General features: G+C 43.1%; 22 protein-coding genes. 13 read left to right on the top strand and 9 right to left on the bottom strand.

Annotated elements, in window-relative coordinates; translation table 11 throughout:
• Nucleotides 1-63: 63 nt before the first annotated feature.
• Complete coding sequence (dxs, locus tag KEM09_RS00640; protein WP_244824729.1) at nt 64-2,076, bottom strand: 1-deoxy-D-xylulose-5-phosphate synthase; 2,013 nt, start codon at nt 2,074-2,076, stop codon at nt 64-66.
• A 165-nt stretch (nt 2,077-2,241) separates the two neighbouring features.
• Between dxs and KEM09_RS00635 the strand changes: the two genes are divergently transcribed.
• From KEM09_RS00635 to hutG, 5 genes are all read left to right on the top strand, one after another.
• A complete protein-coding gene (locus KEM09_RS00635) occupies nt 2,242-3,261 on the top strand; it encodes an OmpA/MotB family protein (protein ID WP_212223794.1) in 1,020 nt (339 codons plus the stop codon).
• Nucleotide 3,262: 1 nt separating this feature from the next.
• Complete coding sequence (locus tag KEM09_RS00630; RefSeq protein WP_212223792.1) at nt 3,263-4,276, top strand: radical SAM/SPASM domain-containing protein; 1,014 nt, start codon at nt 3,263-3,265, stop codon at nt 4,274-4,276.
• A 187-nt stretch (nt 4,277-4,463) separates the two neighbouring features.
• Complete coding sequence (locus tag KEM09_RS00625) at nt 4,464-6,290, top strand: ATP-binding protein (protein WP_212223789.1); 1,827 nt, start codon at nt 4,464-4,466, stop codon at nt 6,288-6,290.
• Nucleotides 6,291-6,524: 234 nt separating this feature from the next.
• Nucleotides 6,525-7,025 (top strand): hypothetical protein, encoded by a 501-nt coding sequence (locus tag KEM09_RS00620; protein ID WP_212223787.1) that lies wholly within the window; start codon nt 6,525-6,527, stop codon nt 7,023-7,025.
• Nucleotides 7,026-7,153: 128 nt separating this feature from the next.
• Complete coding sequence (hutG, locus tag KEM09_RS00615) at nt 7,154-8,143, top strand: formimidoylglutamase (protein WP_212223779.1); 990 nt, start codon at nt 7,154-7,156, stop codon at nt 8,141-8,143.
• Here hutG and KEM09_RS00610 read toward each other — a convergent pair.
• Nucleotides 8,127-8,822, bottom strand: a complete 696-nt coding sequence (locus KEM09_RS00610) for a Crp/Fnr family transcriptional regulator (RefSeq protein WP_212223777.1) — start codon at nt 8,820-8,822, stop codon at nt 8,127-8,129. The two genes, hutG and KEM09_RS00610, sit on opposite strands and share 17 nt — an antisense overlap.
• A 310-nt stretch (nt 8,823-9,132) precedes the next feature.
• Between KEM09_RS00610 and KEM09_RS00605 the strand changes: the two genes are divergently transcribed.
• From KEM09_RS00605 to KEM09_RS00580, 6 genes are all read left to right on the top strand, one after another.
• Entirely contained in the window at nt 9,133-10,728 is a 1,596-nt protein-coding gene (locus tag KEM09_RS00605) for a tetrathionate reductase family octaheme c-type cytochrome (RefSeq protein ID WP_244824728.1), read from the top strand.
• Between the two features lie 2 nt (nt 10,729-10,730).
• Nucleotides 10,731-11,345: a cytochrome b/b6 domain-containing protein gene (locus KEM09_RS00600; protein WP_212223769.1), complete on the top strand. Its 615-nt coding sequence runs from the start codon at nt 10,731-10,733 to the stop codon at nt 11,343-11,345.
• Between the two features lie 5 nt (nt 11,346-11,350).
• Nucleotides 11,351-11,860, top strand: coding sequence for a rhodanese-like domain-containing protein (locus KEM09_RS00595; protein WP_212223767.1), 510 nt, complete (start codon nt 11,351-11,353; stop codon nt 11,858-11,860).
• A gap of 61 nt (nt 11,861-11,921) precedes the next feature.
• Nucleotides 11,922-12,917, top strand: a complete 996-nt coding sequence (locus KEM09_RS00590) for a rhodanese-like domain-containing protein (protein WP_212223765.1) — start codon at nt 11,922-11,924, stop codon at nt 12,915-12,917.
• Between the two features lie 57 nt (nt 12,918-12,974).
• Nucleotides 12,975-13,988, top strand: a complete 1,014-nt coding sequence (locus KEM09_RS00585) for a porin (RefSeq protein ID WP_212223763.1) — start codon at nt 12,975-12,977, stop codon at nt 13,986-13,988.
• 18 nt (nt 13,989-14,006) lie between these two features.
• The gene (locus KEM09_RS00580) at nt 14,007-14,846 is read left to right on the top strand and encodes a sulfurtransferase (RefSeq protein WP_212223761.1); all 840 of its coding nucleotides are present in this window, start codon (nt 14,007-14,009) and stop codon (nt 14,844-14,846) included.
• A gap of 76 nt (nt 14,847-14,922) precedes the next feature.
• On the opposite strand, the gene KEM09_RS00575 is transcribed toward KEM09_RS00580, so the two are convergent.
• The 6 genes from KEM09_RS00575 to KEM09_RS00550 form a co-directional block, all read right to left on the bottom strand.
• A complete protein-coding gene (locus tag KEM09_RS00575; RefSeq protein WP_212223759.1) occupies nt 14,923-15,303 on the bottom strand; it encodes a hypothetical protein in 381 nt (126 codons plus the stop codon).
• A 3-nt stretch (nt 15,304-15,306) separates the two neighbouring features.
• Nucleotides 15,307-15,549 (bottom strand): DUF2007-related protein, encoded by a 243-nt coding sequence (locus tag KEM09_RS00570; RefSeq protein ID WP_212223751.1) that lies wholly within the window; start codon nt 15,547-15,549, stop codon nt 15,307-15,309.
• Between the two features lie 39 nt (nt 15,550-15,588).
• The gene (locus KEM09_RS00565) at nt 15,589-16,416 is read right to left on the bottom strand and encodes a hypothetical protein (protein ID WP_212223749.1); all 828 of its coding nucleotides are present in this window, start codon (nt 16,414-16,416) and stop codon (nt 15,589-15,591) included.
• Nucleotides 16,417-16,428: 12 nt separating this feature from the next.
• Nucleotides 16,429-17,505 carry an amidohydrolase family protein gene (locus KEM09_RS00560; protein WP_212223747.1) on the bottom strand — a complete coding sequence of 359 codons (1,077 nt, stop codon included), beginning with the start codon at nt 17,503-17,505 and terminating at the stop codon, nt 16,429-16,431.
• 130 nt (nt 17,506-17,635) lie between these two features.
• Nucleotides 17,636-18,337 (bottom strand): LytR/AlgR family response regulator transcription factor, encoded by a 702-nt coding sequence (locus KEM09_RS00555; protein WP_212223745.1) that lies wholly within the window; start codon nt 18,335-18,337, stop codon nt 17,636-17,638.
• Nucleotides 18,338-18,339: 2 nt separating this feature from the next.
• The gene (locus KEM09_RS00550; protein ID WP_212223743.1) at nt 18,340-19,395 is read right to left on the bottom strand and encodes a sensor histidine kinase; all 1,056 of its coding nucleotides are present in this window, start codon (nt 19,393-19,395) and stop codon (nt 18,340-18,342) included.
• A gap of 212 nt (nt 19,396-19,607) precedes the next feature.
• Between KEM09_RS00550 and KEM09_RS00545 the strand changes: the two genes are divergently transcribed.
• Nucleotides 19,608-19,967, top strand: a complete 360-nt coding sequence (locus KEM09_RS00545) for a MotA/TolQ/ExbB proton channel family protein (RefSeq protein WP_212223741.1) — start codon at nt 19,608-19,610, stop codon at nt 19,965-19,967.
• A 132-nt stretch (nt 19,968-20,099) separates the two neighbouring features.
• Nucleotides 20,100-21,353, top strand: coding sequence for a DEAD/DEAH box helicase (locus tag KEM09_RS00540; protein WP_212223739.1), 1,254 nt, complete (start codon nt 20,100-20,102; stop codon nt 21,351-21,353).
• Here KEM09_RS00540 and KEM09_RS00535 read toward each other — a convergent pair whose 3' ends face one another.
• Nucleotides 21,354-22,037 carry a hypothetical protein gene (locus KEM09_RS00535; RefSeq protein WP_212223737.1) on the bottom strand — a complete coding sequence of 228 codons (684 nt, stop codon included), beginning with the start codon at nt 22,035-22,037 and terminating at the stop codon, nt 21,354-21,356.
• Nucleotides 22,038-22,090 lie beyond the last annotated feature (53 nt).

The raw sequence follows: 22,090 nt of genomic DNA, 5'->3' as shown, positions 1-22,090 counted from the left end.
CGACAATCCTAAGGTCAAATCACAGTCTGGAGGACACCGTTGCTTATGCTATATATAGCTGGTTTACCACGCCAGCATCTCTTGAATAGCCTTTTCTATGCCTTCCTTGTCGAAACCACATACACCATAGAGTTCGGTCTGTGTGCCATGCTCAATGTATTTATCTGGTATGCCCAGGCGCTTCACTCTGGCACAATAGCCGTGGTCTGCCATAAACTCCAACACGGCACTACCCATGCCTCCGATGACTGTTCCATCTTCAATGGTTATCACCTTGTCATGATGCTTAAACACATCGTGCAGCAGTGCCTCATCTAGAGGTTTAACAAAACGTATATCGTAATGCGCTATTGTAGTGCGACCATCCTGCTCCAGTTTTTGAATCACCTGACTGGTTTTAACACCTATCGGACCAATGGTGACTATGGCCAAATCCTTACCATCCTTCAGCTTACGCCCTGTTCCTACTTTAATCGCCTGCATGGGGCGCTGCCAATCAATCAATGAACCATTACCGCGTGGGTAACGAATGGAAAAAGGCCCCTGGTTGGGCAACTGAGCAGTATACATCAGGTTACGTAGCTCCTCCTCATCCATTGGCGACGAAACAACCAGGTTGGGTATACCACGCATATAAGACAAATCATAGGCCCCATGGTGAGTAGCACCATCGGCTCCCACTAACCCTCCCCTATCGAGGCAGAATACCACATTCAGGTTTTGCAAGGCCACATCATGAATCACCTGATCATAGGCACGCTGCATAAACGATGAGTAGATGTTGCAAAATGGCGTATACCCTTCAATAGCCAGTCCGGCTGAAAAGGTCACCGCATGTTGCTCGGCAATACCCACATCAAAAGCTCTGTCGGGCATCTTCTCCATCATAATATTAAGGCTACAGCCGGTAGGCATAGCAGGTGTAATACCTACAATCTTCTCATTGGCTTCGGCCAGCTCCACTATGGTATGACCAAATACATCCTGAAACTTGGGTGGTTTTGGCACTGTTGATTTGGCGGCAATGGTTTGTCCGGTTATCTTATCAAACTTATCGCCTACGGCGTGCCAGGCTGTCTGGTTTTCTTCGGCAAACTTAAATCCTTTCCCTTTTTTGGTGATCACGTGCAGCACCTTCGGTCCGGGTATATCTTTCAAATCACTCAATACGCGATGCAGATGCCCCACATCGTGGCCATCAACAGGACCAAAGTACCTGATATTTAAGCCTTCGAAAATATTGGTTTGCTTGGTCAACAGATTCTTAAGCGAATTATTCAGCTTAGTAATCATTTCCTTCGAGCGCGGCCCGGTCAGCTTCATCTTCTCAAGCATCTTAAATGCTTCGGAGCGAAACTTATTATACGTTTGTGAAGTGGCAATATCCACCAGGTATTCGCTAAAACCGCCAACAGCCGGATCAATCGCCATGTTGTTGTCATTCAAGATGACCAGCATGTTAGACTTTAAGGTTGACATGTTATTCAAGCCTTCAAAAGCCATGCCTGCTGTCATGGCACCATCGCCAATCACAGCCACCACATGCTTGTCGCTATCATTATCCATTGCGGCTGCAGTAGCCATTCCTATACCAGCCGAAATAGAAGTGGAAGAGTGCCCCACGCCAAAGGCATCGAACTCACTCTCAAATACATTTGGAAATCCGCTAATGCCTTTAAATTTGCGATTGGTATGAAACACGTCACGTCTGCCGGTGAGTATCTTATGCCCATAGGCCTGATGTCCCACATCCCAGATAATCTTATCTTCGGGCGTATTAAAAACATAATGCAAGGCCACCGTTAGCTCAACCACCCCCAGGCTGGCACCAAAATGCCCTGGATTACACGAAAGCGCATCTATAATAAACTCTCTTAATTCATCACATACTTGCGGCAATTTATCTGCTTCAACCTGCTTCAGGTCAGCAGGTGAATCAATCGCATCCAACAAGCGGCTTGGGCCTTCATTCATATTCTTAACTTCGTGAGCTGATTCCAATTGTATCCTAAGTGTATTTAACAGGGCAAAGATAATAAGAATGGGGTTATAAGCGCATATATATAAAAATTTCATTACCCCCGCCAATCAGAGCACTTTAGAACCCCCATAAACCACAAGCCATTAGCTAGTTGATTACACGGTGACCTTTGCGTGTATATTATTATTCTATTGACAGCTCACACCTATTGACCTTTCAGCTTTTTTTTCAATCTTTGAATGGAAAACAACCTTATCAAGATGATCAGAATTGCCTTTACTTGTTTAGCCGCGCTATTGATGCTGGCTTGTGTACCATTAAAACAGTTTGAAGAACTGACTGAGGAGAATGAACAACTGGAAGTGAGTGCCTCACAGGCAGCTAAAGAAAATGATGCACTCAAAGTAGAAAACCGCGAATTAGCAGGACAACTCGAACGATACACAGCAAAAGTGGCCTCTCTGAGTGATGACACCTTGCGCCTGAGTCGCAAAAACCAACGTCTGCAGCAACGTTACGATGAGCTTTATCAGAATTACACCGAGTTACTTAATAAGCTGAAGACCAACTCTGGCAGTAATATGGATAATAAGAACCTGCTGGCCTATCTGCAAAAGCTGCAGGATGATCTGCAAAAAAGAGAAGATGAGCTAGTGGCATCGGAGCAGGCCTTATTGAAAAAACAGCAGAAACTGGAACAGGCCAACGCTGAATTGTCTGCTGCACAATTGCAGTTGCAAGAGCAAAACAAACGACTCATTGAACTGGAAGAAATGTTAACCAGAAAAGATGACGCCATGCGCTCACTAAAACAAACCATTAGTGATGCCCTGACAGGCTTCTCGGGCGATGAGCTGCAGGTACATATGAAAGATGGAAAAGTATATGTATCACTTGAGGAAAAACTACTGTTTCAATCAGGTAGGTATGAGTTGAACCAGCAAGGGGCAATAGCGCTGGAAAAAATTGCCCGCGTTCTGGAGCAAAATGAAGACATTGATATATTGGTGGAAGGGCACACCGACCATGTTCCTTACAATGGACGGGGTGAACTAAAAGACAATTGGGATTTAAGTGTAAAGCGGGCCACTTCAGTAGTGAGAATACTACTGGACGATAGTGAAATAAACCCTCGTCGCATCACTGCAGCCGGACGCAGCAAGTATATTCCACTCATTGAAGGAAATGATGCTGCCGCCCTGCAAAAAAACAGACGTACCGAGATAATACTTACCCCTCGCTGGTCAGAAGTATTTGAACTATTAGAACTGGATAATTAGCATGACACTAAAAGCATTTATATTAGAGGCCTGGGCGCTTATAAGAGTTCTCACTCTGCGGCGCCAGTTAAATGCTTTTCGCTTGGTTTATTCCTATCTGCGTGCTCACTATGGTCATACCGTTCAAATAACAGGTAAACCGATGGCCTGTGCTATTGAGCCAACCAGTATCTGCAACCTAAAATGTCCGGAGTGCCCTACCGGCGCCAACTTACTTAAGCGTCCAAGGGGTATGATTCAGCTCTCAGACTTCTCAAACATGCTGAAACAGCTGACGCCTGAACTGTTGTATCTCAATCTTTATATCCAGGGCGAGCCATTGATGCATCCTGATTTTGGAGCCATGGTTAAGGAAGCTGCCCGCTACAGGCTCTATACCTCTACTTCCACCAATGGCCATTACATGAATCCGTCACTGGCCGATCAACTGGTGCAATCAGGATTGACCCGCATTATATTTTCGGTGGATGGCACCAGCCAGGAAAGCTATGGTTTATACCGCGTTGGTGGCAGTTTTAACCGGGTTAAGCAGAGTATTATTGATGTGGTGAGAGCCAAAAAGCGGGCACGCTCAGCCTATCCATTAATTGTGATGCAGTTTTTGGTATTTAGACACAACGAACATGAGCTGCCCCAAATTAAAAGACTGGCACGGCGTTTAAGTGTGGATAAACTGGAAGTTAAAACCGCCCAGTTCAATAGCTTTGGCACGATGCGTCCACCCCTGAATGCCAGGTACAGCCGATACTCTGATGAACTGGGCCGCTTCCTGAAAACCCCTGTTCAAAACAGGTGCTGGCGACAATGGCATTCGACCACCATCACCTGGGATGGTCGTTTATCGCCCTGCTGTTATGATAAAGACGCCGAACATGCTTTTGGCAACGTTAACAAACATTCCATTGATGAGTTATGGTATGGCGACAAGAGCCTGTCATTTAAGCAACAGATATTTAGCCAGCGCAATAGCATTGACATGTGCACCAACTGCCCCGAAGGTAAGCACCTGTTTTAAGCATCGCTTAATCCTGCTGGTGTAATCAAGCTTCAGATAGTGTTTATCACCACTTTTCATCGGTTAATAAATCCTTCGTAAAAATTCAATAAAATAAATAGATTAACTGCTATAATTATTTAACTTTAACCAGAATTCCAAAACAAAACCGTTGATATTGCACACATTATAATGCCTTAAACGAACTATGGGAAGAGTTACTGGGGCAAGGTTATACAGGAAGTTAGATGTATTTATACGTAGGAGGTTAGGACCTACCAACTTACGTTCGGGTGACGGACTGCTCTATTGGCGGGAACGGATTTTTCATTATTTCTCCATAGGGGTTCTGTTCATCGGATTGGTGGTATACTTGTACCTGGGACTTTCATTTATTAAAGATGCCAAGTTTGCCTATGCTATCTTTTCATCATTTGTATTCTTCTCAGCTGTATTCGCAACAACGGTCAGGAGCCTGCCTCTAAAGTTCAGAGTCTCCTGGATATTATTCCTCATTTATCTCATTGGGGTATACTCACTACTCGAATCCAATAATTCATCTTTAGGGTACGCGTTCTTTATTTCCTACGCTTTGCTTTCAGGTATACTGGTAGGACAAAAACGTGCCTGGATGTCGGTAATTACCATAGGCATCACTATTGCAGCCATTGCCATGGTGCTCTATTCCAACATACTCAACGTACCTTTTGAAGCATCTATACCTCTTAAAGCATACATCAAAACATCCATTATCTTCCTTGTGATTATTTTAGTAACGCTTCTTCCCCTTGTAAGCCTGCTAAATGGTCTGATATTTAACCTGGAGAAAGAAACTCGCTACAGAAGACTTTTAAGGCGTGAGCATGAGGATCTCACCCTGGCCAAACGCAAGGCTGAAGAAAGTGATCATCTGAAAACTTCGTTTCTTTCCAACATGTCGCATGAGATACGAACGCCGATGAATGCCATTCTGGGCTTCTCAAATTTATTGTCTCACCCCGACATAAGCACAACGGAGAAAGAAGAGTTTATCAACCTTATACGCATCAACGGTAAAAACCTGTTGACGCTGGTGGAGGATATTATTGATATCTCAAAGATTGACAGCGGACAACTTCAGATTAAAAATGCTCCTTGTAAGCTGCACCATGTGATGATGCAGGTATATGAATCATTTTTAGATGACATCAAACGTCGTGGATTATTCAACCTGAAGCTGTATCTGAAAGAAGGAGTAAGCGATGAAAACATCCGCATACTAACGGATGAACACCGTCTGAAGCAGATTCTGATTAACCTGGTTGGCAATGCTGTTAAATTCACCGAAAGAGGATTTATTGAATTTGGCTACACGCAAGAGGATGACCAGTTCCTGAGGTTTTATGTGAAAGATACTGGCATTGGACTGCCCAAAGGTAAAGAGAATGAAATCTTTGACCGTTTTTCTAAATTTAACGATGACAAAGAGCGTTTATATGGTGGCACCGGCATTGGTCTATCCATTGTGAAACACCTTGTTACGCTAATGGGTGGCGAAGTGTGGGTAGAATCAGAACCATTGGTGGGCACCACCTTCTTCTTTACATTACCTTATCACCGACTGGCTATTCCTGAGAATTTCAAGGAAGAAAGCAAAGAGCCTGTCAGAGAATTTAACTGGGAAGGCAAAACATTCTTAGTAGCAGAAGATGAAGAAGATAACTTCAGGTATATTGAAGTTGCCTTAGCCTTATCAAATGCCAGCCTGATATGGGCTCGCGACGGTCAGGAAGCAGTGGATGTATTTAAGCGCATTGATGGTATTGATTTGGTTCTGATGGATATTAAAATGCCATTGATGGATGGCTATACGGCTACCCGCCAAATTAAAAGCCTCAGCAAAAAAGTACCGGTTATTGCACAAACGGCCTATGCCATGTCGGAGGAAAAAGAGAAATCGCGCGAAGCCGGATGTGATGATTATATTGCCAAGCCAATTGGCTATGATGATCTGCTCAGCACCATCAACCGTTTTGTTCCCGGCAACGGCCACTAATCAGCTCCCCTTCACCCATTAATGCCATTTAAACGGGCAGCTTCAACATCCCATCTCGTCCAAAATGAGCACAATTAACAATCGCAAAACTCTATCAACTTGATAGTTACACTCGCAGCCTCATTTTTTATTACGTGTGAAAGATAAGTCATCTGTCATATCAGTACACAGTGAGAATGTTATCAGGGCCCGAAAACAGAAGCTGTAACTTGTATAACCATTAATCCACAAGTTATGAAAGCGAAATATATACTAATACTGATAGCCATCATTTCAACCAGCTGCTCAAAATCGGTTTTGAGCGATATGGAAATAACAGACCCGCACTTGCTAAAGGTGAAGGTGAAGATTGAGCAAAACGTGCACGACGAAAGAGAAGTGCAGGTTTTTATAAGGGATAGAAATAACCGCCCCATCGACCTTTTGGCAGGTAAGGTAATAGTAAATGAGTACGTAGTACCCTTTGACAGGGCTGAAGTAAATGCTGCAGGTGCGCGTGGCTACATCTACCAACCCTGCATGGATGAGCAAATATTCAAAATCACTATTTACTGGAATTCATACGATTCGCACACATTTATACTAAGTCCGCAAAATGGGTGGCCCGGATTCAGATATCCTGACTGTTCATGCAACTATCATGATCCGGACTATATATATGATAGCTATTCGCTCAAACCAGCACCATTTTACGACCACGAAATTGATATTGTTTATAACATCATCAACTGGTAGCGATGTTATAAGCGAATTTTAATAGCGAGAAAAGGCCCATGTGGCCTTTTTTTATTTCTATCGCTCAATTGATGCAAATCAGAAGTTCTGTCAGTATTATCCGGCATCTTTGCATCAAAATATGAACCATGCATAACAGATACCAGCAGCCAACAGCCTGGCAGGGACGAATAGATAGTATTAGTGACCCCAGTGCTTTTAGATGGCACCAGATTGTCCATCTATTGAACCTCAACCAACCAGTAAAAGCCGATAGCTCGGCGATAAACATCTGTTTCTTAGGCTTCTGTTGCGACGAAGGGGTTAAGCGTAACATGGGACGACCGGGTGCGGCCAAAGGACCAGCCAGCATCCGTAAGGAAATAGCCAACTGGCCGGCCAACTGCCATCCCCACGCCAACCTATATGATGCTGGTAACATTACCTGCACAGACGGCCACCTGGAAGAAGCCCAGGAAGCATTAGCCAAGGCGGTAAAGCTGATTTTGGAACATGGCTATTTTCCTATATTACTGGGAGGTGGTCATGAGATAGCGCTTGGTCATTTCAATGGGATACTTCAATCAAAGGGAGCGGCTCCTGCCATTGTTAATTTTGATGCTCACCTCGACTTAAGACCTGTGCAGGATAAAGGTTCATCGGGCACTATGTTTAACCAGATTCATGCTATCTGTTCTCAGCTCTACCAGCCATTTAATTACTTATGTGTAGGACCTCAAACCTATGCCAACACACAAAGTTTGTTCGCTAAAGCCGATGAAATGGGCGCCAGATACATTCTGGCCAAAGAGATAACTGCTGCCCATATTCCTCAGGTAGATGAGCAAATACACTATTACCTGCACGATAAAGATTCCGTTTATCTGACACTATGTACCGATGTGCTTTCGGCAGCTCATGCACCAGGCGTATCTGCCGTACAGCCCTTTGGACTGGATCCAGATTTAGTTCTGCAGCTTATTAAGAGCATTGTAAAAACCGGTAAAGTGTGCAGCATTGATTTTGCAGAAGTATCGCCCCGCTTTGATGCGGATAACCGAACAGCCAAATTAATAGCTGTCTATATTTATGCTGTCGTTAACGCCATTATTGAACAACAAATCAGCCAATCGCACTAATTTCAAGCAACTTATCTGGATCGAGTATCTCTATCTCATTGCAATGAATAGCTATCAGTCCTTCCTCTTTAAACTTAGTTAAGATGCGTGTGGTGCTTTCAATAGACATACTGGCCAGTTCAGATAAATCCTTACGGGTAAGTTGCAACGGGAACTTATCCTGCTTATAAATACGTTGTGCCAGGCATAGTAACACATCAGCCAAACGACCATAGGTTTGCTTCTTGGTTAAACAAAAGAAACGGCCATTGATAATGACAGAATTCTCGGCCAGCAGGCTTATAATCTGTACTGCAAACTGTGCATTATTTTCTATTAAGCTTTTGAATGCTCCTATTTCAATGAGCTTAACCGTAGAATCCATATAGGTTTGAGCACTATACGGGAAGGTGTTATTCCCATCAAATAAAGCGGGTAAACCAATAATATTAATTGCAGGTAGTATTTTCAGAATCAATGAGTCATTGCCATTTTCCAGGTAAATCTTGGCCAATCCTTCTTTCATCACCATTATGTGCGAGGCAAAAGCTCCTTGCTTGCATATTGTTTCACCACGCTTATACTCCACCTCAACACTATTCTTTTCAACAAATGCAATTTCATCATCTGTCAAATTATCAAAACAACATAGTGGATTCTCTCCCACTGAACATCCGTTATAAACAACTGATTTTGGCATTTCTTTAGCTTTTAAGGGTTAGGTAAATATACGTAAAACATGGTTATTCCCATCATGACATTACTCATGTTAAACCTACTTATAATCAACCACAACCGTCACTACAATCTAATTATACATATTCATCTTTGCAATTATACATATATACATACGTTTTGTTACAAGCTTTTGGCCGTAACGCATCATACTTTTCCTTGATTTGGATCACTTAAAGCTGCCAGAAGTTACTATTTGATCCACGTTTTGTTGCAGATGCTTTTATATAGAGAAAAAATTCTTCAAAGCTAATTTTGCTTCAAATCCAATTTATATGAAAAATCAATTCTCGAAATCAGTGATGGCTTTATTGGTAAGTTTGCTGCTCCCGCTTGCCGTATTGCTGTTAACCTTAAAGGTAGCTGCCCATAAGGGCACCCCTGATGTAGTGGATGTTAAGCTTAAGGCCGAACACATTTCATCGGTAGACCATTCGCAATTTGAAATCCTTCAGCAGGATTTTGAAACACCGCATGATGTTACAGCTGCATGCTTATCGTGTCACACAGGCCGCGATGAAGAAATCATGTCCACTGCACACTGGAAATGGGAGCGCGAAGAGGAAATTCCCGGCCGCGGAGTTGTTTCGGTAGGTAAAAAGAACCTGTTAAATAACTTCTGTACAGGTGCCAATGGCAATAATGGCTCCTGCATGCGTTGCCACATTGGCTTAGGCTGGAAAGATAAAAGTTTTGATTTTGCCGACAACCGCAACATTGATTGTTTAGTGTGTCATGATCAGACTGACACGTATTTTAAACAAAAAGGGCAAGGTGGTATGCCGGCAACTGCCGAAACAGCCAACTCAGCATATCAGGTGCCCGATTATCCTTACGTAGCTCAGAACGTTGGTTTGCCAAAGAAAAATAACTGTGGCATCTGCCACTTCTATGGAGGTGGTGGTAACAATGTGAAGCATGGCGACCTGGAAGAAGCTCTGTTATCGTGCACAAAAGAAGTGGATGTGCACATGGCTATGGACGGCCCTGATATGGCCTGTATTGATTGCCATACAACCGAACGCCATAACATCATGGGCAAATTATATTCGGTTTCATCGGCCAATACAAACCGTATACATTGCGACCAATGCCACACAACCACCCCGCATAATGACAAGGTATTAGACAACCATTTTGAAAAGGTTGCCTGCCAGACCTGCCATATACCCATCTATGCCAAAGCCAATGCTACCAAGCTCTATTGGGACTGGTCATCGGCCGGGCTAACCGACGAACATGGCAATGGCTACTCGGAAGATGATGCTGATGGCAACCACAACTACCTATCCATCAAAGGTAATTTTGTGTGGGACGATCATGTAAAGCCTGAATACTACTGGTTCAACGGTACGGTTGATCATTACCTGTCTACTGACACCATTTCGGAAGTACCAGTTAAAATCAACAGCCTGTTTGGTGAATACCGCGATTCAACCGCCAAGATATGGCCGGTGAAAGTGCACCGCGGCAAACAAATCTACGATACCGAGAACAACACACTCATTAGCCTGAAGCTATGGGCAGCTGAAAAAGGCGAAGGAGCCTTCTGGAAGGATTTTGACTGGGATACAGCGGCACGCCTGGGTATGGAGTATAACGATCGCCCTTACAGTGGCAACTATGATTTTATCGCCTCAGAAGTGTATTGGCCCATCAACCACATGGTGTCGCCTAAAGAGGAAACACTTAGCTGTACCGAATGCCACAGCCGCGATGGCCGTCTGGCGCAACTCAATGATTTTTACTTACCAGGTCGTGATTACAATAAAACAGTTGATTACGCAGGCTTTGGCCTCATCTTCATGACCCTGATTGGTATTGTAGCACACTTCTTTGGGCGCATTGTTGCCTATTTCAAAAACCGATAACTATGGAAAAAGTAAAAATATACAGCCGCTTTGAGCGCTTTTGGCACTGGACACAAATGATGCTCATCCTACTATTAATCATCACCGGGTTTGAAATCCACGGCACGTTTGAGGCATTCGGTTTTGAAACATCGGTGCGCCTGCATTCGGCTGCCGGATGGGCCTTTCTGATACTAACTATCTTTGCCATCTTCTGGATGCTGGTAACCGGCCAGAGTCGTCAGTTTGTGCCTGTGCGCAACAATATCAAATCCCAGATAATGTATTACATATCGGGTATTTTCAAGAAAGAACCTCATCCGGTGAAGAAGACTGCTGATAGCAAACTCAATCCGCTTCAGCGTATCATCTATTTTGGTTTGATTATCCTGGTGTTTCCGGTGCAATTGATTACCGGATTCTCTTACCTGTTCTTTCATTATCCTGATAAACCATTTGCTTTTGAAGGACTGGAGGCCATTGCAGTGTTGCACACACTGGGCGCCTTTCTACTGGTCGCCTTTGTATTGGCGCACTTTTACCTCATCACAACAGGACATACGATTACTTCCAACCTTCAGGCCATGATAACAGGCTATGAAGAGCTTGAAGAAGAAACTGAAACTGCTACAAACTAACAACTATGAAAAGATTATTTGTATACATCTCGTGCCTGGCTGCCTTAATGAGCTGCCAAACACAAACGGGCAACCTGAGTGTTGACGACATGGTGGCATCAGCCTCTAAAGTGGTGACTTACACCACACCCGCCGATTTAATGAAAACGATGGAGTCTGAAGAGATATTTTCAGTCATCGACGTACGCCAAAGCAACGAGCATTACCATGGCTTCATTCCGGGCGCTGTTAATATTCCTCGCGGCAGCATGGAGTTCAATATTGGCACCGAAGCGTTTTGGGAAACAGAAGGCTTATATGTACCACAAAAAGATGAGATGCTTATCCTCTACTGTAAAAAAGGTAAGCGCTCCACTTTAGCTGCACAAACGCTGATGCAGATGGGCTATAACAAAGTCTATGTGCTTGAAGGAGGTTGGAAAAACTGGGAACTCACCTACCCCGATTTCTGCGATAAGAACCTGGAAATGCTGGCCGGTGGACCTGCCAAACATGATGATGGCGGTGGCTGCTAAATACTGATTCTAACAATAATGTAAATACATACGATTCTTTAATTATTAAATCCTTTAAGTTATGAAAAATCTATTTCGTTATTTCTTTTTGATGCTGGCTATCAGCGCAGTAGTTTTTACCGGATGTAAGGACGACAATGATCCTACCACAAGCACTAATCCTTCTGAAACATTAATGGACTACCTGGTGGAGATTGATATGGATCTGAACCATGTTATTAAAAACAGTGATGGGCAAAAATTTGTCATGGCGGCTCCGGCTGATGGTAATGTGAGCAGCAAATATGTTATTGATATCAGAAGTACTGATGCTTTTAATGCAGGTCATATCGCCAATGCGGTTAATGTACCTGATTTTAAAAACATCCTGACTGAAGCTGCCAAAGCGGATAAGCCAATATTAGTGGTATGTTATACTGGCCAAACGGCTTGCTATGCAACTTCATTATTACGATTATATGGTTACCACGATGCACAGGCCTTAAAATGGGGTATGTCTGGTTGGAACGAAACAACTGCCGCTCCTTGGGATAACGCCATCGCAGATATCAGTGACGGGCACTCAAACTGGACGTTTAATGCCAGCGAACCTACATTAGGAGTATATGACGCGCCCGTTTTCCCAACAACAGCTATCGAAGGTGAAGGAATTCTTAAAGAACGTGTTGAATATATCGTTTCTCAAGGCTTCAAAGGTGTTGAAGCGACTGATGTTTTGGAAAGTCCTAGCGGATTCTTTATCAACAACTACTTTAATACAACTGACTACAGTGCTTTCGGGCATGTAGATGGAGCTTACCGAATGAATCCTTTATTAGTGAGCCCCAGCTCAACGGAGGAAGCAGCTGTAACTAATCTTGATCCTTCAAAGAAGGTGGTTACCTATTGCTACACCGGTCAAACATCAGCAGTTATTACTGCATACCTGCGCGTACTGGGTTATGATGCCTACAGCCTGAAGTTTGGTATGAATAAATTATCTAACTCAAGTGATGCCTGGACAGCCAATCAGTGGAGAGGCGATTCAAATCCTAAGAATTTACCACTTGAGCAGTAATCCGAAATAAAGCCGCTCCTCGAAGCGGCTTCTTTTTCCCATCTTAATTATATGATCATGACTAAAAATATTATTCTACTCATCTTAGCTTCCTGTCTGCTGTTGCCCGCTAATTTGTTGGCACAGGGCTGCGAAGAAGCAGCCGGAAGCGATGAAGCATTGAAAGTATTTGGCTTCTTACAGGCCGAATACGACCAGCAGTTTACCGACGAAACAACCAGCTCCTTCAGCTTTAGAAGAGCACGACTGGGTGCAACCGGTAACATTCCCTACGACTTCTCCTATTATGTGGTAATGGAAATGAGCCCGATGCTTAGCAGTAACGGAAGCGCCTATCTGTTGGATGCTTTTATTACTTATGGCCGATGGGACTGGGCGAAAATCTCCATGGGTTCATTCAAAAATCCTTTTAGTATGGATTTGGGTGGTACAGCCTGTAGTGGTATTAATACCATTTTCCGCTCTCGGGCAGTTGATCAGCTGGTGGTGCCACAGCGCGACTTAGGTATAATGGTGCTGGGTGGTGACCGCAGCACGTTCTTTCAGTATCGCCTGGCCTATATGAATGGTGCCGGCCTGAAGAAGGACAATAACAATTCAAAAGACATCATCGCGCGTGCCGTATTTCATCCGCTTGATTTCTTATACGTAGGTGGTAGTTATCGTTTGGGTTATCCAACCAATGACGATGATAAGCGCACATCTTATGCCTTGGAGGCCGAATTCAATTATGGTCCGTTCAGAGCAATGGGTGAATACATTGTTGACGAAGGCGAATACGATCGCTCACTGGGCGGTGGTTGCGGTGGCGAACTGATCGCCCTTGGCGATGAGCGTAAAGGTGCATACGTGCAAGCCATGTACATGACCAAATGGAATGTTGAACCAGTCTTTAAATACGAGTTTTTTGATGCTGGTATTAACGACTATCGCGAGGACATCATGACCTTTGGTGCCAACTACTTTTTCAACGATTGGACACGTCTTCAGGTCAATTACCTCTATCGTGCCGAGGAGCCGGTTGAAGGCAATAACGATGGCTTGTATGTACAATTACAAGTGAAATTTTAATCGATAAACAACAAAGAGATGAAGAGACTAAGTTTAGTAGCTGCCCTTGTTATATACACCATAGGAGCTGTTGCACAAGGCGATTTTATTTCGGTTAAAGAACTAGCGGGTAAAATCAATGATTCTAAAGTGCAGATTTTTGATGCACGCAAAGAAGCCGAATACAAGCAAGTACATATTCGTAACGCTGTCAGTTTCCCTGTTGAGGAGCTATCGACCAAAACACCCATTGAAGGTATCCTGAAAAGTGATGCTGAAATAGCGAAGGTAATGGGCGCTCATGGTGTTGATTTCAGCAAAGAAATTGTATTGTACTGCAACAAAGGCAGCAATGCCGGCCGTATGTACTGGATCATGAAAATGATGGGTGCAAGCAATGTAAAACTGCTTGATGGCAATCTGGATGCCTGGAAAGCAGCCCGCAAGCCGGTTACCCGCATGCCCAAAATGCCAAAGAAAACAACCGTAACAGCTAATGTGGACCGTTCGACTTACCTGACTATGGATGATGTTAAGGCCCAAAAAGCTAAAAGCAACGTTATTTTGGTTGATGCCCGCGCTGATAACTATTTTAATGGTACCGATCCAAAAAGCAAAGGCCACATTGAAGGAGCCATCAGCATCAACTCTGATTTGATGCGCGATGACAAAGGCCTTATTAAATCAGCTGAAGATTTAAACAAGCTGTTTGCTTCCAAAGGCGTTACAAAGGACAAGGAAGTGATTCTGTATTGCCAGACCAGCACGCGTGCCGGTTTGCTGTATACTATAATGACAACCAAATTGGGTTATACAAATGTGAAAGTATATGATGGAGCCTACAACGAGTGGGTGACCGCCAATAAGGTTGTATCGTAAAATACCCTTTTAATCAGTTAAACTTGATTTTCCAGACAGGCCGCTCTTCAACCCTTGAGCGGCCTGTTGTTATCTATTATCGCAGGAAAATAAAGAGTGCTATTAACACCCAGAATACCCATTGGAACATCTTAAATAAGCCTCCCTGAACCGAGGATGTTAAAGCAATAATGATTTGAACCAAGGCAAAAAAGGCATAATTCATGCCGATAAAATTAAGTACCATGGTAGGGTCATACATACAGTTTTCGAAATTAACTCCCACCATTATCAGCAACAGCGAAGACAAAATCTGATAGACTGACACATAATGAAATACCGACAAAATCACATTCTTTGGCACAACATCCAGATCACATGCCTTAAAAGGCTTTAAATACATTTTTGTGCCGGCTGTAAAATGTCCCAATGTTGCCAAGCCGGCAATGACGCCGGCTAATAATACCATTGTATTCATAAATCACTTATTTAGGTTTTGTAAATAGTTGTCAATAATCTTCTTTGCCTGTTCTACTTCGTTCTCCAGCACCATCACTTTAACCCCTTCTGCACCTATCGGGTCATACATAAAGTCGTTAAGCGTTGAATTCTTTAGAAAATGGGCTATCTGTGCATCCATCAATAATGTGCGTATCATTTCAGCCTCCCATAAAGTGCCTGAAAATACTTCTACCGTAGCCTGCTGTGCTGAAGACAAATCCATGCCCGCAACATAGCCAAATAACAGCTTAAAGTCAAACGGCTAATTACTTGCCCTGTCAATTATTTGCTGCAACTCGCTTTTTAACTCTTCGGAGATAATGGTATTAACCCGATTGTGTTCCCAATCAAAACAGACTATTGTCGTTGGCTCGTTCTTATAGTCAAAACGCCCGTCATTATTACGATCAACACCCAAGGTAACCATTAACTGGTGTTTATCCGGCACTCGCTCATAGTTAAGTACTGTTGTCGAACTCACAGGCAATGGCATCAGTTTCTGATTACCTACCGAATAGATATGCAGGGTCGATAAATCTTCTTCTGAGATTTCACCGTCATTATTAGTATCACTGTCCACAATATTAAAGATTAACAGCACATCCTTTTCCATGTAATTATAGGTCAAATCAGTACCAACAACTCTTTCATCCAATATTTTATGAGTTGTATCAGCTTGCCCGTCATACACCAGCAGGTTATTAAAAGCATCATAATAGTAGGTTCTTTTTCCCCATTTAGAACTCCTGAAGCTTCCCTCCTCTTCATACATGTTCATTACTCCTTCTCCAATATCCTCGGGGCGACTCAGCTGTTTTGTTTTAACCGGGATAATGTAAAGTAATGCTGCCGTATCAACGAGATGCGGTGCATCAAACGACACGAGGTGTTTTCGCAGGTTATTGGCAACCAGCTGCTCAGCCTTATCATCTGCTACGAGCGTATTATTATCCACTCGCTGCCTTGGTAATAAGTCACTAATAAAAACACTGGCTATTGTAACAATCGCTATGACACCTAATAGCACAAGAATGGTCGACAACACTGCCAGCATCCGTGCATTGTAGTTCTTCACTTTTTCAATATTCATAACAGGATCATTTTAGTCATTAAGATGGGTTCTGAAAAACTGCTCAGGATTTGTTCGGGCGATGGTCATAAAATCATCTTCACCCAGGTAAGCACGCAGATCGAGACTAAATCGTCGTTCAGTCGCTTCTGTTTCTACCATGTAATAATCAGAGCCAAACAATACCTTTGAGCGCAGTTGCTTACCCTGCAGCAGCACTTTCAGCAATGGGAAAAACTCCTTTTTATTGAGCGTAAAAGAAATATCGGAATACAGGTTAGGATGCTTCTCCAGCATCTCCTTAATAATCAAGAACCAGTTATCTGGTCCATCCGGGTTATCCAAAAATTCACTCCAGTAGTGAGCCGAACCAAAGTGCCCTAAGCAAATTTTCAGCTCCGGGAAGTCCTGCATCACATATTCCCAGTTTAAGGGATGCGTAAACCTGGAGCACATCTCTTTGCGATTCATCCCCCGCGTATCTATCTTATCACGCGACTTTTCCAACAGTTTCCTTAGTTCCTTTTTTTTACCCTTGAAATGAACGGGATTGAAGGGGCTGCAGTGGGTCACAATGGGCAGGTTATGTTGCTGACAATACTCATACACCGGATACATGCGCTCATCATATGGGAAATAGCCCAATGGCGGATACACTTTCAGCCCTCTGAAACCCCATTCCTCCACACATTTTTTAAGAATATCCATGTACCCATCGCGTCGCGGATCGATATGTACAAAAGGAATCACCTCAGGGTGCTTTTGTTTTAATTCACCCAGCTCGTGTAACTGGTCCATATAGGCTCTTGGCACCTTACCTGCTCCCATGTAGGCCATATCCATTGCTAACACGCCAAACCGGCTGTTCCTCGGATAAAACTTACGACAGTTGTGATAAATGGCTTCCTGCGAGCCCAGTCGGCCCAACTCAACAAACTTCACATAACGATCAAAGGCATCGTTATCCGAAAACGGGTTAATATTATTAAGTATCCTTGAAACCACGCGAAAGCCGGGCTTGGTAGACAGTATGCGCACTAAACCAAGTGGCAGGAATCCCCGCGGTATATCAGCATCTTTAAAGGTGTGAATGTGACAGTTGTAAATCATATTATTGCTTTAGGTTAGCTACAATTAACAATGTTAATGAAAATGCCTGAGGATTTACCAACTTTGAAAATCCTTTCTGATAAAATCAATAAACACGATTACTTAGCCAAAGCGATCATTCCTGCAACATCTATACGCCAAGCACGGCTTCCTTGATATTACAACGATAGGTTCGTCCGACTGGCAGTTGTTTGTCTCCTATGAGAACCATGTTACCTCTTATGGCTGTAATCTTATTGAGGGCCACCAGGTATTGCCGGTGAATGCGTATAAACTGATAAACGGACAGTTGTTCCTCCATGCAACTGATGCGTTCGCGTGAAACATGCTTACCCGTTTTATCATAAATGATGATGTAATCCCCAAAACTCTCAATATACAGTATCTCATCAATGGCCAGGCGAAGTATTTCTTTACTGGTCTTTACATTGATACAGGTATCTGTTCCTTTGATACCAGTTTGTTCTGCCTGATTACAACGCTCTTCACAGCGATTAAGCGCCCTACCCAAACGCTCAACCGAGATGGGTTTTAACAAGTAATCCACCACATCCATATCATAGGCTTCCACAGCATAGTTACGATACGCAGTGGTGAATATTATAGCAGGAGGTTCTTTTACCGCTTTCAGAAAATCCATGCCTGTCATACGTGGCATTTCAATGTCTAAAAACACAAGGTCGATTTTATTTGTTCGAATATACTCCAGGGCCAAAGCTGCCTGAGTAAACGTATTTTTAATTACAACCTGGGGAAACAATTCGAGGTGACGCTCCAATATGCGAATAGCTATTGGTTCATCATCTACTATAAGGCATCTGATCGGTTTCATAATTAACACAGGTTAAGCTTGAGATTAACATGGAAAGTATTGCTTTCAAAGCGCTGATAAAGTTCATAACGTTCGGGATAAAGCAATGCCAGGCGTCTCTGAAGGTTGCTGAGGCCAATTCCTCCCGATTTATCTCTCTTTACATTCGAATCACAGGTATTGGTAATGCTTACATACAAACCATCGTCACTCCTGATAGTAATACCAATATGCAATACTCCATCATCTGCGGGGCGCCCGTGTTTAAAGGCATTTTCAACCAGAGGCAGCAACAGCAAAGGAGCCACCTCAAAATCCCTTCCTATTTCAGTGTGCATGGTTAATTGCAGAGCATCTCCAAAACGTACCCTTTGAATGGCTGTATAGTTTTCTATCTGCTGTATCTCTTCACTTAATAGCACATTTCTCTCACATTTATACAGCATATAGTCGAGCATACCCGATAGCTGCAAGATGACTTCTGGTGTTCGCTCCGACTTCTCCAGGCTAAGACCGTAAATACAGTTGAGTGCATTAAACAGAAAATGTGGATTCACCTGCTTCTTGAGCATCTCCAGCTCCTTTTCTTTCAGCATGAGTTCGCGCTCAAACACTTTCTTATCCTGTAGTTCTTTGTCCTGCCTTAAGCGGAAAGTTTCCAACATAAACTGAATGGCCACCCCACCAAAAACTATCATGTTAACACCACCCACCTGGTAACTCACGTTTGCAGCATCCTCGATAACACGGCCATTTTCATAATCCCAGAAGTAAAGATTAAGAATAAAAGATAAAACACTTTCCAGCCAGAATGCCCCCATAAACACATATAATGAAAAGATGATAAAGCGGAAATAGCGCTTTGCCTCCAGATTTGGACGCGTAACAAACCGATGATGAATATCGACACACACAAAGGAGATAAACCAGAAGATAGCAGTAAAAACTAGTGCAACTTTCTGCTCGGAGTTGTTGCCTCCATAAAAACCTTTGAAAAAGAAAAACGCGATTAGCCAATAGACAGCGAATGTAAGTCCTATGGTAACTTTGCGTGTATTTAATGAACGGAATCCAAGCATAGTGGAAAATTAACAAAATTAAGATGCAAAGCTGCTTTAAGCCTTGTATTTTGCGATAAAAGGTTGGTTAAATACGACGAACTGCAATATTACCACGTAACTGCTATAAATGGTATTTGGACATGTCTTTCGTGTCACTCAACGCATTTTTTTCCTACTTCTATGGTTCACCAATAAGTTTGGCATATATTGTTAAACCTAAATGATTCATCATGTTTGATTTTCTAATTCAAGGTGGCATCTACGGGATGTCGATTATAACCTTACTAGGCATAGCCGCATTGGCAATGGCTGTTTATAACTTTAGCCGTCAGGCTGCACGAAAAGAAACTTCTCCTAAGTTACTCAATAGTGTTCTTTACCTGGGCAGTATGTCCTTTTTTGCGGGCTTAGTGTGGAATGCAATGGGGCTATATCAGATCCTTGATGTTATCCAGCAAATGGGTGAGGTATCACAAACAGCACTGGCTGGTGGTTTAAAAGCTGCGAGTGTCAGCACCATCTGGGGTTTGTTTCTGTTCTTTATCTCCTATGTATGCTGGTTTATTTTACGATTAAGAATCACAGAATAGTTAGTTTTAAGCAACTTGTTTAGCCGCTGTCATTCTAAGCAAGTTGCTTTGTCAATCCACTCCTTCATCACCTCAGCTACTGTTACGCAACTTTCTTACTTTTAATCGTATCTTTGCCGAAAATTAGATACAATGAAGTTTGAAGAGTTTGGCTTAGACGAGAAGATTACCAAAAGCATCGACCAATTAGGGTATAAGCGTCCAACGGACATCCAGTTTAAAGCCATTCCGGCTATACTGGAGAAAGAAGACGTATTGGCCATTGCCCAAACCGGAACCGGTAAATCGGCTGCTTTTGTTATTCCAATTCTTCAGTTGCTTCAGAAAAAGCGCAAAAAGCAGGATACCGGTGTTCGTTGTATTGTGATGGTTCCTACACACGAGTTAGCCAAACAGATTACCGATGTGTTTAAGCAGATTGGCAAGAACACATCACTCAAATTCACAGCTATCTATGGCGGTGTTGACCAAACGGAACAGGTGGAGCGCCTGAAAAAAGGAACCGATGTATTGGTAGCCACACCCGGACGTTTATTCGACTACATCAACCAGGGCGTGGTTAAAGTGTATAATGCCGAAATACTGGTATTGGATGAAGCCGATCACATGCTCGATTTGGGCTTTTACAAAGATATTCAGGACCTGATTAAGTACCTGCCCAAGCAACGACAAACCTTATTCTTCTCGGCCACCATCGACAAAAAGATTAAAAAACTAGCCTACTCGCTTGTTCGCCGTCCCATTCGCATACAGATATCGCCTAAAAATCCGGTAGCTAAGAATATTGACCACTCAGTGGCCTTTATCAAAATGGATGATAAACGCTTTTTCCTGGAGCGCATTATTCGCTCTAATCCGGAGAAGAAGATATTGGCTTTTGTGCGAACCAAAGTACGCTGCGAGCGGGTGCTAAAAGCGATGGAGCGCGTAGACATACAAGCGGTTACCATCCACAGCGATAAAACACAGAACGAACGCGATGAGGCCATGAAAGCCTTTAAATCGGGTGAGATAAAGCTATTGATTGCCACCGATGTAAGTGCCCGTGGTATTGATATTCCCAATGTAGACTATGTGGTGAATTACGATTTACCCGAACAACCTGAGAACTATGTGCACCGCGTTGGGCGTACAGGCCGTGGCAAACAGAAGGGGTATGCCATTGCATTTTGTGCTGAAGAAGAAAAAGAGCTGTTAGAAACCATTGAGAACTATACAGGTTATCCCATTGACATCACAGACATTGATCGTGAGGAATATGCCGACACCATTGACTTTTCAACCGAGACACACGCCGATTGGAAAACACTGATGCGCCAGGCTGAAGAAGATGAGATCGCCTATGAAGCCATAAAAAAGAAACGGGCTAAGAAAAAGAAGAAATAATTATAGGGAGTTATAATATTCCACCACTTCTTTGACACTCTCAGGCTTACGAAACTTCGTTTTATGCTTTTTAATAAAACTGCTGAGTTCTTGCTTGTGGTCTGGCAGCATGTCGATTAAATCATTTTTACTGTTGACCACCTGCAATACGCCATCATTTATCGATAGATAGAGCTCCGGAGCCCTGTTCTTAAACTCTGCCGGCTTAGCATCCTGAAATGGTTTAGGTTCTTCGGCAGCCTGTAAGAATACTTTGTGCTTTAAATATAAGCTGCAGCCTGAATCAACCACCAAGGCCTCAAAATAACCAATCTGCTTCTTGTTGATGAGCTGATACACCTTCAATCCAAAACTATGCTCACCAAGGGTAAACAATGGAAACTCTTTCTGTTTGGGGATGGTATAATAACGCTCATCCTTTTTGATTTCCATGACATCATCATGCACATTATAGCGGAGAGTTAATGGTTTAATTTGCTGACCATTTTCGAGGGTGATAAAGGCCTCTTCCGATTCATAAATATAGGGAGTGCCTTTGTAGTCTACCGGCTGTTCACCATCCAGCATTTTGATGTTTTCCAGGTTTCGCCAAAACTGATTAAATTTCGGAGAGGCCAGATAATCTTGCGCGGACATACCTGTCAGGCAAAACAGGCTAATAAGGAGGGGTAACGTTAGTCGCATAACAGAAGTTTTAATGATTAAAATTAAAAAACTTCAGGCAACATTCAAATCAG

Origin of the sequence: Carboxylicivirga mesophila, from assembly GCF_018271975.1 — a bacterium.
Classification (GTDB): Bacteria; Bacteroidota; Bacteroidia; order Bacteroidales; family Marinilabiliaceae; genus Carboxylicivirga; species Carboxylicivirga mesophila.
Note: the sequence above shows the minus strand (reverse complement) of the source record. Positions and strands in the feature narration are given on the sequence as shown.

What these genes read in the sequence shown, in the direction of transcription:
- KEM09_RS00600 (WP_212223769.1), top strand. Translation starts at nt 10,731, where the DNA reads ATGGAAAAAGTAAAAATATACAGCCGCTTTGAGCGCTTTTGGCACTGG.
- KEM09_RS00595 (WP_212223767.1), top strand. Translation starts at nt 11,351, where the DNA reads ATGAAAAGATTATTTGTATACATCTCGTGCCTGGCTGCCTTAATGAGC.
- KEM09_RS00570 (WP_212223751.1), bottom strand. Translation starts at nt 15,549, where the DNA reads ATGGATTTGTCTTCAGCACAGCAGGCTACGGTAGAAGTATTTTCAGGC.
- KEM09_RS00545 (WP_212223741.1), top strand. Translation starts at nt 19,608, where the DNA reads ATGTTTGATTTTCTAATTCAAGGTGGCATCTACGGGATGTCGATTATA.
- KEM09_RS00625 (WP_212223789.1), top strand. Translation starts at nt 4,464, where the DNA reads ATGGGAAGAGTTACTGGGGCAAGGTTATACAGGAAGTTAGATGTATTT.
- KEM09_RS00580 (WP_212223761.1), top strand. Translation starts at nt 14,007, where the DNA reads ATGAAGAGACTAAGTTTAGTAGCTGCCCTTGTTATATACACCATAGGA.
- KEM09_RS00565 (WP_212223749.1), bottom strand. Translation starts at nt 16,416, where the DNA reads ATGAATATTGAAAAAGTGAAGAACTACAATGCACGGATGCTGGCAGTG.
- KEM09_RS00605 (WP_244824728.1), top strand. Translation starts at nt 9,133, where the DNA reads ATGAAAAATCAATTCTCGAAATCAGTGATGGCTTTATTGGTAAGTTTG.
- KEM09_RS00535 (WP_212223737.1), bottom strand. Translation starts at nt 22,037, where the DNA reads ATGCGACTAACGTTACCCCTCCTTATTAGCCTGTTTTGCCTGACAGGT.
- KEM09_RS00610 (WP_212223777.1), bottom strand. Translation starts at nt 8,822, where the DNA reads ATGCCAAAATCAGTTGTTTATAACGGATGTTCAGTGGGAGAGAATCCA.
- KEM09_RS00630 (WP_212223792.1), top strand. Translation starts at nt 3,263, where the DNA reads ATGACACTAAAAGCATTTATATTAGAGGCCTGGGCGCTTATAAGAGTT.
- hutG (WP_212223779.1), top strand. Translation starts at nt 7,154, where the DNA reads ATGCATAACAGATACCAGCAGCCAACAGCCTGGCAGGGACGAATAGAT.
- KEM09_RS00540 (WP_212223739.1), top strand. Translation starts at nt 20,100, where the DNA reads ATGAAGTTTGAAGAGTTTGGCTTAGACGAGAAGATTACCAAAAGCATC.
- KEM09_RS00560 (WP_212223747.1), bottom strand. Translation starts at nt 17,505, where the DNA reads ATGATTTACAACTGTCACATTCACACCTTTAAAGATGCTGATATACCG.
- KEM09_RS00555 (WP_212223745.1), bottom strand. Translation starts at nt 18,337, where the DNA reads ATGAAACCGATCAGATGCCTTATAGTAGATGATGAACCAATAGCTATT.
- KEM09_RS00590 (WP_212223765.1), top strand. Translation starts at nt 11,922, where the DNA reads ATGAAAAATCTATTTCGTTATTTCTTTTTGATGCTGGCTATCAGCGCA.
- KEM09_RS00635 (WP_212223794.1), top strand. Translation starts at nt 2,242, where the DNA reads ATGATCAGAATTGCCTTTACTTGTTTAGCCGCGCTATTGATGCTGGCT.
- dxs (WP_244824729.1), bottom strand. Translation starts at nt 2,076, where the DNA reads ATGAAATTTTTATATATATGCGCTTATAACCCCATTCTTATTATCTTT.
- KEM09_RS00550 (WP_212223743.1), bottom strand. Translation starts at nt 19,395, where the DNA reads ATGCTTGGATTCCGTTCATTAAATACACGCAAAGTTACCATAGGACTT.
- KEM09_RS00620 (WP_212223787.1), top strand. Translation starts at nt 6,525, where the DNA reads ATGAAAGCGAAATATATACTAATACTGATAGCCATCATTTCAACCAGC.
- KEM09_RS00585 (WP_212223763.1), top strand. Translation starts at nt 12,975, where the DNA reads ATGACTAAAAATATTATTCTACTCATCTTAGCTTCCTGTCTGCTGTTG.
- KEM09_RS00575 (WP_212223759.1), bottom strand. Translation starts at nt 15,303, where the DNA reads ATGAATACAATGGTATTATTAGCCGGCGTCATTGCCGGCTTGGCAACA.